Origin of the sequence: Streptomyces sp. BE20 (assembly GCF_036322525.1) — a bacterium.
Taxonomy (GTDB): Bacteria; Actinomycetota; Actinomycetes; order Streptomycetales; family Streptomycetaceae; genus Kitasatospora.
Genome location: NZ_JAQYWW010000346.1, coordinates 1 through 9,997 on the forward strand (window position 1 = coordinate 1; position 9,997 = coordinate 9,997).

Below are 9,997 nucleotides of genomic sequence, written 5' to 3' on the forward strand. Positions count from 1 at the left end.
GCGCCCTCGCCGTCAAGCTCTTCCCCGCCCTGTTCGGCGGCCCCGCCTACCTGAACGCGCTACGCGCCCCGTTCCCGGACGTGCCGTTCGTGCCCGTCGGCGGCATCGACGCCACCGCCGCCCTCGCCTACCTCACCGCCGCAGCAGTCGCCGTCGGAGCCGGCTCGCCCCTGCTCGGCGACGCCGCCGACGGCGGCGACCAGGCCGCACTGCGCACCCGAGCCGCACAGTGGCGCACCGCCCTCACCCAGGCGGTGACCGCATGAACGCCGTCCCCGAGGTGGTGACCGTCGGGGAGGCGATGGCCGCACTGCGCGCCACCGGCCCGATCAGGCTCGCCCCGCCCATGGAACTGTCCGTCGCCGGAGCCGAGGCCAACGTCGCCATCGGCCTCGCCCGCCTCGGCCACCATGCCTCCTGGGTCGGCAGGGTCGGCGACGACCCGTTCGGCGCGCTCGTCCTGCGCACCCTGCGCGCCGAAGGCGTCGACACCACCCACGCCCGCACCGACACCCAGGGGCGCCCCACGGGCCTGCTGGTGCGCGAGGACGGCATCGGCGACCTCGCCACCGTCCACTACTACCGCCGGCATTCCGCCGGATCCGCCCTCCACCCCGACGACGTCCGGCCCGCCCTTGCCGCCGGCACCCGCATCCTCCACCTCACCGGGATCACCCCGGCGCTGGGTCAGGGCGCCGCCCGCACCGTCCTGGCGGCGATCGTCCGGGCCCGTGAGCTGGGTGTCACCGTCTGTCTCGACGTCAACCACCGCGCCCGCCTGTGGACCCACCAGCAGGCCCGCGAAACCCTGCTGCTCCTGGCCCGCCACGCCGACATCCTCATCGCCTCCGCCGACGAACTCCACCTCGTCGCCCACGACCCCACCCAGGACGAGGACCACGCCGTTGCCGCCCTCCTCGCCGAGGGCACCCGCGAGGTGGTCATCACCCGCGGCGGCGACGGCGCAAGCGTCACCACCGGCCGCGACGGAACCCACCACGCCCCGGCCCGGTCGGTGCCCGTGATGGACGTCATCGGCGCCGGGGACGCCTTCGTCGCCGGCTACCTCTCCGGTGTCCTGGACGCCCTCACCGCCGAACAACGCCTGCACCGCGCCACCGCCACCGCCGCGTTCGCCGTCGCCACCCGCGGCGACTGGGAAGGCCTGCCCACCCGCACCGACCTCACCCTCCTCGACACCCCCGCCGGCACCACCCTGCGCTGACCCCGAGAACCCCCCGTGCACCACACCGCCCCCCGCATCACCGTCCACGCCTGCGGCACCCACGAACTCGCCGAAGGCGCCCGCTGGGTCGACGACCGCCTCGTCTTCACCGACATCCTCACCGGCCGCCTCCTCGAAACCCCCGGCCCCACCCCGCACCACCCGCAGCGATGTACGGCGCGCAGTAGCCAGGACACGACCCGGCCGCGCCTCGTCCTCCCAGGAGTGCCTCCGCCGCAAGACAAGCTCGAACCGCCATCAAGCGCTCCGTCGACGGACACCCCCACGCCACAGCGCGTCACCTGCGACCGCCCCCGGGACCCGACCGGCCAAACCTTCCGTGAACCCGGGGCCCCGGCTGTCTCCGGCCTGCTCCCCCGCAGACCCGAGACAGCTCCCGCCTGCCACCCTCCGCCACTTTCATCGAGCTGCGCCTCACCCGAACCAACCCTGAGCAGTCCCGGGCGAACCTGGTCACCGTGCAAAAGGAGGGCCGCGGAGCGCGTGCGCCCCAGCCCGTGGCCCGGAGAAGCGTGGCGGGTTCGAAGTGGCGGGTGAGGCTTCGGACGACCTGGTGGTCGGTGACGCCCTGGCCTCAAGCGCTGCCCCGCGCATGGGTCCTTCGACGGTTGGGCCGGTTCGTGGGACGAGGTGTCCGTGGCGGGACGGTCGCGACAGTGTCACAGGCCCGTGACAGGGCGGGTCCGGCCGGGGCCCGCGCACTCTTCCCCCACTGGTACATGTCGGCGAACTCCGTTGCCTCTGAGGCCGCTTCGTTCGCACGGCACGCCGGCCAGGAGATCCACCCGGCCCATCCGATGTCGACCGGCGTGGTGCCGGACGTTGCCCGGATCCCCGGGCCGCCCGGCACCCGGTCACGCTCCCAAAGGGGAAACCATGTCCGACCTGACGCGCGGGACGGCGCCGAGCGCCACCACCGACCTCACGCTCCTCCAGACCGCCGACGCCTGCTCAGGCACCTGCTCCGGCGCCTCTTCCGACACCGGTGAGCCGGTGCGCGGCGGCGCCGACCGCGGCAAGAGGTCGGGCCCTGCGCGGCGGGCCCGTTCGCTGCGTCCCTCGGCGGCCGGTGCCCGGCGCAGTGGCCTGCGCACGGCCTGCGCCGCCCTGCTCGTCACCGCGGTCACCGGGTGCGGCGCCGCGCAGGGCGGCGTGCTCGGCTTGTCCATGGAGCCGAACGCACCCGGCACCACACCGGCGAGCGGCACACCCACGGCTCCCGGGACGCCCCGCTCGCCCGCACCCAGCCCCCGCCCCACCGGGTCCGCCGGACCCGCCTCCGCGAAGGCGACGCCCGCGGCCGTCCCGCCTTCGGGCTCGCCGGCGAAATCGGCCGCCCTGGTCCGATCCACCGCGCACGGCGGCCGGACGGTCGCGCTCACCTTCGACGACGGCCCCGGCCCCGCCACCGCCGACGTCCTCGACGTCCTCGCCAAGTACGGCGTCAAGGCGACGTTCTGCCAGATCGGCCCCCAGGCCACCGCGAACCCGGCGATGGTCAGACGCATCCTCGCCGCCGGCCACCGCCTGTGCGACCACACCGTCCACCACCTCCAGCCGTTCGCCGCACTCACCCACGACCAGCAGGTCCAGGAGATCGGACCCGCCAAGGACATGATCGTCCAAGCCGGCGGACCGGGCACCCAGGTCCCCTGGTTCCGCGCCCCCGGCGGCGGCTTCACCCCCGCCAACGAACAGGTCGCCGCCACCGCCGGTATGCGCTCACTCACCTGGACGGTCGACAGTCTCGACTGGACCAAACCCGGCGTCGCCGCCATCGTCGCGAACGTCCAACGCGAACTGCGCCCCGGCGGCGTGGTACTAATGCACGACGGCGGCGGCGACCGCACCGAGACCATCGCGGCCCTGCACCAACTACTGCCCTGGCTCAAAGCCCAGGGATACACCTTCGACTTCCCCGCCGGATGACGACCACCCCGGCAAGGCCGGGGAACCCCCGCATCCCGCCGAACACGGCCGGCCACCGCAGCACCGGGCACCCGCTCACCGGGCGTGGCAGCCGGCCTGCCCACTGCCCACCGCGACACCACCATGCCTCCCGACACGGGCCACACGGATCGGTGCTCCCACTTCAGCGGGCCAACCTCCGATGCCGGCCCGTGCCGCGGCCGTCGGCCCCGGCGGCGAAGCCCCCGGCCACCCCGCCCCGTCTCCCCACCCGCAAGGCCCGCCGTACCGCCGCCGACCCGCCCGCGGGGGGCCGGCACATGCCGCCCGGCGTCGCGAACGGCGAAGCCGAACCGCGTGCTCACGACAGTTACGCGGATCCAACCCGCACCCCGGAGAGGCGGGCGCCGCCCACGCCCGGCGGTCAGCCCGCCGTACCGCCGGCCCGCACCGGAGCTCCCCGGCTGGTCAGATCACCGCAAAGGCCAAAGGATCACCATGTTCGACCTCTCGTCCCCGGATCCCGACGGGTCCGCCCCGCCGCCGGTTCTCCGTACCGGCGGCGGGGCCGCCGAGGAGCTCGGTGCCTGCCCGGAAGGGGAGTCCGAGGACGGAGAGCTGACGGAACGCCTTCGGTCGGGGGAGGACGGTGTCGCGGCGGTGCTCTACGCGCGCCACCACCGGGCCACACTCGCCTACGCCCGTTCCTTCGGCAGTATCGCGGACAGCGCCGAGGACCTCGCCAGCGAGGCCTTCACCGCTACTCTCGCCGCCGTCCGGGCGGGCGGCGGCCCCTCCGACAACTGGCGCCCCTACCTTCTGGCCGTGGTCCGCAACACCGCCGCGGCGTGGGCGCGCGCCAACCGCCGCAGCCTTCCCTCCGCCGACGTCGACCTGTTGGCCGACCGGAACACCACGGCCCCGTCACCCGATCAGATCCACTCATCGGCCCTCGAACACGATCTGATCGCCGCCGCGTTCCGTGCACTGCCCCCGCACTGGCGCGCAGCGCTGCAGCACTCAATACTCGAACAGCGACCGACGGACGAGGTCGCCCGTCTCCTCGGGCTGAGCACCAGCGGAGCCTCCTCGCTGGTGTCGCGCGCACGCGAAGGCCTGTGCCGCGCCTACCTGACAGCACACCTGCAGGGGGCCGACTCCCCCGAGTGCCTCGCCTGCACCGACCAACTCACAGCACTCGTCCGCCACCCCGCGCGAAGAAAGTCCAAACTCCTGATCCGACACCTCGACGACTGCGCGCGATGCCGACACCGCTACGAGGAGATGCGCGACACCAACCGGCGCCTTCGACTCGCGAGGACGGCACTCGTCCGGTCCACGCCCGATACCGAAGACCCCGCCGCGCTCCTCGCACGGGGGTCGGCGACGGCCGGGCCAACCTCCCCGTCCCCTCCGGTCGACCCGAGGACCGCACCCGCCGTCACGGCCGAAGGCACCACGGCCGTGACGTCGGCACCACCACCTGCGGACGGGGACCCGTCCGCGGCGTACGACCGGCCCAGGCCCCCGCCGGAGGAGCCTCGTCTCCCGGGGAGAGCGGTGCACTGACCGCCGCTCCTGGCGGGGGTGAGGCAGGGCCGCAGGCCGCATGCGCGTCGGCGCCGCTCGGCGCCGACACCGCCGCGGGCTTCGGCGGATCCCCACCCGGCACATCGCACCGATGGCCCCGCAGCTGCGAGTTCGTCTACGCCGGCCGCCAGGACGGCCTGTGAGGTCGGATCCCGACGGCACGCCGCGGACGACGCCCCCGGGTCCTGTCACCCCGCCGGGAGGAGCTGTTCCGTCCAGATGCACTTCCCGGTGGCCGCGTGCCGCGTGCCCCACCGGTGGGAGAGAGCCTCGATCAGCTGGAGACCACGCCCGCCCTCGTCCGTGGCGGAGGCACGCCGGATGTGCGGCGTGGTCAGGCTTCCGTCCGACACCTCGCAGATGAGCACGTCACTGCGCAGCAACCGGAGCCGGACCGGGCCCTTGGCATGCCGGACCACGTTGCCCACCAGCTCGCTGACGACGAGCTCGGTGGTCATGACCAGCTCGTCCAGGTTCCAGGCGGCGAGCTGGCTGCGGGCGTGCTCCCTGGCCTGCGCTGCCGCCATGGCTGTGTCCGGCAGCAGCCACGAGGCGACGTTCCGGTTCGGGATGCGGTGGACGCGGGTGATGAGCAGGGCGGCATCGTCGCACGTCTGCCGGGACGACAACAGGCCCGCGACGATGGTGTCGCACAGCTGGTCGAGGCTCTCGGCGACCTCGCCGTGGTCGGCGCCGGGCGGCGGCCACCCGGCTGTACCGGTGGCTTCGTCGAGGATGTCCGTGAGGTCGGCGATTCCCCGGCCGATGTCACGCGCACGGGACTCGACCAGCCCGTCCGTGTACATCACGACGAGGCTGTCCGGGGGCAGGACGAGTTCGGTGGTGTCGAACGGAGGCGTGCCCGCGCCGAGCGGCGGGTTGATGGTCAGCTCCGGGAAGCTCACGGTGCCGTCGGGCTGAACGATGGCGGGTGGGGGGTGGCCGGCGTTCGCGAAGGTACAGGTGCCCGAGACGGGGTCGTAGACCGCGTAGAGGAACGTCGCGCAGAAGTCGTCGCCCAGGCCGCTGACGATGTTGTTCAGGTGCACGACGAGTTCGTCGGGAGGCAGGTCGAGGACCGCGAGGGTGTGCACGGCCGTGCGCAGCCTGCCCATGGTGACCGCCTCGGACAGCCCGTGACCCATCACGTCGCCGATGGCCAGCGCGACTCGACCCGAGGTGAGGGGGATCACGTCGTACCAGTCACCGCCGATGTCGCCACTGGTGGGCACGAAACGGGCGGCCGCGGTGACGGCCGGCACGGAGGGCAGCGCATGGGGAAGCATGCCCCGCTGGAGTTCCTGGGCTCGGGTGTACTCGGCGTCATAGAGACGCGCCCGCTCCAGTGCCTGGGCGATCAGCGCGCTCAGCGCACCGAGCAGGGTGCGCTCGTTCTCGTTCAGGCTGCGCCGCCGGCTCCAGCTGATGCAGCAGAATCCGATGACACGCCCGGAGACCACCAGCGGCAGGAAGGCCCAGGAGTTCTTCCCCCCGATGGCCACGAAGTCGGCCGTCGCCGGGTAGGCGCTGATCAGCTCCTCCGGGGAGGGGAAGAACATCAGCGTGTAGGGAGCGGAGAGGACGTCACGGACCGGAGTGCCCTCCGCCATCTCCGTCACCGGGGCCTTGCGGACCAGTTCGGTGAAGACGGGCGGGTAGCCGGCACAACCGACCGACCTCAGACCGCCCTCCTCCACGGCCTGGATGATCAGACCAGTGGCGTCGAACGGTGGCAGCACGTGCTCGACGACGGTGCCGACCACCTCGTCGGAGGTGATGGCGCGCGCGAGGGCGCCGGTCAGCTGGGCGACGCGAGCGGAGTGTCCGACCGCGTCGTACCCGTGGTACGTCCGGCGGTCGGTGACGTCGGTGAGAAAGGCCAGAAGTCCCTCGGCCACGGGCAGAAGCCGGAAGCGGTACCAGCGGCCGGTCGTCTCCAGACGCCCTTCGTCCTCGACCGGCGTGGTGCCCGCCATCGCCCGCCGGAAGAGATCCCGCAGGCCCGGCGCGACAGCCTCCGGCACCGTCTGCCACAACGTGCTCCCGAGCAGTCGCGGTGCGGGGCCCAGCAGCGTCTCCGCCTCGCCGTTGACGTACGTGACCTTCCCCTGGCTGTCGCAGGCCAGGAACGCGTCACCCATGGATCGCAACGAGCGCATCACCACGTCGTGCGGCAGGGCCGACTGCGCGGCCTCGGACACCGGCCCGGTGCCCTGCACCCCGCCGCGATGATGTTGCACCGGATCCATTCGATCACCTGCCCTGCTCCGGCGATCACCTGCCGGAATCCGACACACGCCCAACGGGACTACCACACCCGAAGCAGGATGCTCTCTGTGGTCACGACCCGGTCCCGTCCGTTCGGGTGATGCGCTACCGCGTCCGATCCCGCGAACCGGGCCGACCGGCCAAGACCACCCGACAGGTATGACCGGGATTGCGAACCGGACCGGACGCACGAGGCGACGGAATGCCGCGGCCGAGGCCGCCGCAGGCGGGCCGTGAGCGACCCGGTCTGCGCCGACGGCGCACCTCCCCCACTTTACCGCCGATGGGCCGATTCCCGCTGTCACCGCCGACGGCGTGACCCCGATGTCCGCGGCGGTGGGAGGGCAGCGGCCGAATTCCGGTCAACCGTTCGGCGCGCCGCTGGCCGCACAATGCGACCGCTCGCCGCACGTCCTGATGCGATGCCTACCCGTGCACGCCCGGGTGCGTTGGGATGCGCCGCAGGGGGCGAACCCCGGTGCCGGAGACGACCACGGCGACAACCGACGAGCAGGCCCCCGTGGTGCCGACGCGTCGAGGGTCCAGCGCCGGCAGCCCGTCCCGCACCACACCCGCTGACCTCAGGAGGCACCGCGTGGAAACTCCGCCGACCGCCCGTCCGGCTGTACCCGATCGTCTGGAACACCTCGAACAGAGCGAGGAGTTCCGCCAGCTGCGCAGTTCCTTCCGGGGCTTCGCGTTCCCGGTGACCGCAGGCTTCCTGCTCTGGTACCTGCTGTACGTCCTGCTCTCCAACTACGCCCCCGACTTCATGGCGATCAAGCTGTTCGGACACATCAACGTCGCCCTCGCACTCGGGCTGCTCCAGTTCGTCAGCACCTTCACCATCGCGGCCCTGTACGCCCGCTACGCCGGACGCCGCCTCGACCCGCGCGCCACCGCCATCCGCGAAGGCCGCACCACCGCGACGCTCCCCAACCCCCGGAGGGCAGCCTCATGACCACCACCCTGCTGGCCACCGGCGCCGCCACCGAGCACCGCGGCCTGACCATGACCCTCTTCGGCCTGTTCGTCCTCGCCACCCTCGGCATCACCGTCTGGGCCGGACGCCAGACCAAGGACGCCTCCGACTACTACGCCGGCGGGCGCGGATTCACCGGCTTCCAGAACGGCCTGGCCATCTCCGGCGACTACATGTCCGCCGCCTCCTTCCTCGGCATCGCCGGCGCCATCGCCCTCTACGGCTACGACGGCTTCCTCTACTCCGTCGGCTTCCTCGTCGCCTGGCTGGTCGCCCTCCTGCTGATCGCCGAACCACTGCGCAACTCCGGCCGCTTCACCATGGCCGACGTGCTGGCCTTCCGGATGCGCCAGCGGCCCGTCCGCACCGCCGCCGGCATCTCCACCATCGTGGTGTCGATCTTCTACCTGCTCGCCCAGATGGTCGGCGCGGGCTCCCTGGTCGCCCTGCTCCTCGGCGTCAGCGGCACCGGCGCCAAGCGCTGGACGATCGTCGCCGTCGGCGCACTGATGGTGATCTACGTGGTCATCGGCGGCATGAAGGGCACCACCTGGGTCCAGATCGTCAAGGCCGTCCTGCTCATCGCCGGCGCCGGCCTCATGACCGTCCTGGTCCTGGCCAAGTACGGCTTCAACCTCTCCAGCATGCTCGGCGCCGCCGCCGACGCCGGTGGCAAGGGCTCCGCCTTCCTCGAACCCGGCCTCAAATACGGCGCCACCGGGACCAGCAAACTCGACTTCCTCAGCCTCGGCCTCGCCCTGGTCCTCGGCACCGCCGGCCTGCCCCACATCCTGGTCCGTTTCTACACCGTGCCCACCGCCAAGATCGCCCGCAAGTCCGTCCTCTGGGCGATCGGCATCATCGGCGGCTTCTACCTGATGACCCTCGTCCTGGGCTTCGGAGCCGCCGCCCTGCTCGGCCCGAAGACCATCAAGGCCTCCAACGCCGCCGGCAACACCGCCGCCCCACTGCTCGCCGAGCACCTCGGCGGCGGAGCCGGCACCACCGGCGGCGCGGTCCTGCTCGCCGTCATCTCCGCCGTCGCGTTCGCCACCATCCTCGCCGTGGTCGCCGGACTGACCCTTGCCTCCTCCGCCTCCTTCGCCCACGACCTCTGGGCCAACGTCATCCGCCGCGGCAAGGCCAGCGAGAAGGAGGAAGTCCGCTCCGCCAAACTGGCCGCCGTCGCGATCGGCGCCGTCGCCATCGTCCTGTCACTCTTCGCCGACAAACTCAACACCGCCGCCCTGGTCGCCCTAGCCTTCGCGGTCGCTGCCTCCGCCAACCTGCCCACCCTGCTCTACTCACTGTTCTGGAAGCGCTTCAACACCGTCGGCGCGGTCAGCTCGGTCTACGCCGGCCTGATCAGCTCCGTCCTGCTGGTGGCCTTCTCCACCGTCGTCTCCGGCAAGCCCACCTCCCTGCTCCCGCACTCCGACTTCCACTGGTTCCCCCTGGAGAACCCCGGCCTGGTCTCCATCCCGATCGGCTTCCTCGCCGGCTGGATCGGCACCATGCTCTCCCGGGACAAGGCCGACCCCGCGAAGTACGCCGAACTCGAAGTCCGCTCCCTCACCGGACTCGGCGCCCACTGACCCCGGCTCCGAACAGCCGCCCCGAACGACCTGCCGAGAGCGACCGCCCACAACCGTCCACCGAACACCGAAACGGCCTTCGCCCGGTCCCGAGCCTCCGAGGAACTCGCGGGACCGGGCGAAGGCCGCCGGCCAGAGTCCGCCGCACGAGGACGTCCGACGCGGCCCGGGCCGTGGCGGCCGGGTGACGACGACAAGCACCGGGCAACAAGCACAGGGGAGGCACGGCCGCCCCGAATGATCAGATATCTGGAGTTCATGATGAGTAACGAGAGCCTGGCCAACCTGCTCAAGGAGGAACGGCGCTTCGCCCCGCCGGCAGAGCTCGCCGCAGCCGCCAACGTCACCGCGGCCGCATACGCTCAGGCCTCCGAGGACCGCCTCGGCTTCTGGGCCGAGCAGGCCCGC

Annotated in this window: 6 protein-coding genes and 1 pseudogene; 6 read left to right on the forward strand and 1 reads right to left on the reverse strand. The window is 72.3% G+C overall.

What is annotated here, in order from left to right:
• The 4 genes and pseudogenes from PUR61_RS02415 to PUR61_RS02430 form a co-directional block, all read left to right on the forward strand.
• Nucleotides 1-266 (forward strand): annotated as a pseudogene (locus PUR61_RS02415) (bifunctional 4-hydroxy-2-oxoglutarate aldolase/2-dehydro-3-deoxy-phosphogluconate aldolase); the annotation flags it as partial.
• Nucleotides 263-1,225 (forward strand): sugar kinase, encoded by a 963-nt coding sequence (locus PUR61_RS02420; RefSeq protein WP_329875103.1) that lies wholly within the window; start codon nt 263-265, stop codon nt 1,223-1,225. The pseudogene PUR61_RS02415 and the gene PUR61_RS02420, both read left to right, overlap by 4 nt.
• A gap of 897 nt (nt 1,226-2,122) precedes the next feature.
• Nucleotides 2,123-3,175: a polysaccharide deacetylase family protein gene (locus PUR61_RS02425; protein WP_329875105.1), complete on the forward strand. Its 1,053-nt coding sequence runs from the start codon at nt 2,123-2,125 to the stop codon at nt 3,173-3,175.
• Between the two features lie 477 nt (nt 3,176-3,652).
• Nucleotides 3,653-4,723, forward strand: a complete 1,071-nt coding sequence (locus PUR61_RS02430; RefSeq protein WP_329875107.1) for an RNA polymerase sigma factor — start codon at nt 3,653-3,655, stop codon at nt 4,721-4,723.
• Between the two features lie 209 nt (nt 4,724-4,932).
• On the opposite strand, the gene PUR61_RS02435 is transcribed toward PUR61_RS02430, so the two are convergent.
• A complete protein-coding gene (locus PUR61_RS02435; RefSeq protein ID WP_329875109.1) occupies nt 4,933-6,993 on the reverse strand; it encodes a SpoIIE family protein phosphatase in 2,061 nt (686 codons plus the stop codon).
• A gap of 614 nt (nt 6,994-7,607) precedes the next feature.
• On the opposite strand from PUR61_RS02435, the gene PUR61_RS02440 reads away from it, so the two are divergent.
• Together PUR61_RS02440 and PUR61_RS02445 are read left to right on the forward strand one after the other, a co-directional pair.
• The gene (locus PUR61_RS02440; protein ID WP_329875111.1) at nt 7,608-7,973 is read left to right on the forward strand and encodes a DUF485 domain-containing protein; all 366 of its coding nucleotides are present in this window, start codon (nt 7,608-7,610) and stop codon (nt 7,971-7,973) included.
• On the forward strand, nt 7,970-9,589 hold the full coding sequence (locus PUR61_RS02445) for a solute symporter family protein (protein WP_329875112.1): 1,620 nt from the start codon (nt 7,970-7,972) through the stop codon (nt 9,587-9,589). Before PUR61_RS02440 ends, PUR61_RS02445 begins: the two co-directional genes overlap by 4 nt.
• The last annotated feature ends 408 nt before the right edge of the window (nt 9,590-9,997 follow it).

Excerpts from the sequence above, each read along its gene's own strand:
- PUR61_RS02420 (WP_329875103.1), top strand. The coding sequence starts at position 263 with ATGAACGCCGTCCCCGAGGTGGTGACCGTCGGGGAGGCGATGGCCGCA.
- PUR61_RS02430 (WP_329875107.1), top strand. The coding sequence starts at position 3,653 with ATGTTCGACCTCTCGTCCCCGGATCCCGACGGGTCCGCCCCGCCGCCG.
- PUR61_RS02445 (WP_329875112.1), top strand. The coding sequence starts at position 7,970 with ATGACCACCACCCTGCTGGCCACCGGCGCCGCCACCGAGCACCGCGGC.
- PUR61_RS02425 (WP_329875105.1), top strand. The coding sequence starts at position 2,123 with ATGTCCGACCTGACGCGCGGGACGGCGCCGAGCGCCACCACCGACCTC.
- PUR61_RS02435 (WP_329875109.1), bottom strand. The coding sequence starts at position 6,993 with ATGGATCCGGTGCAACATCATCGCGGCGGGGTGCAGGGCACCGGGCCG.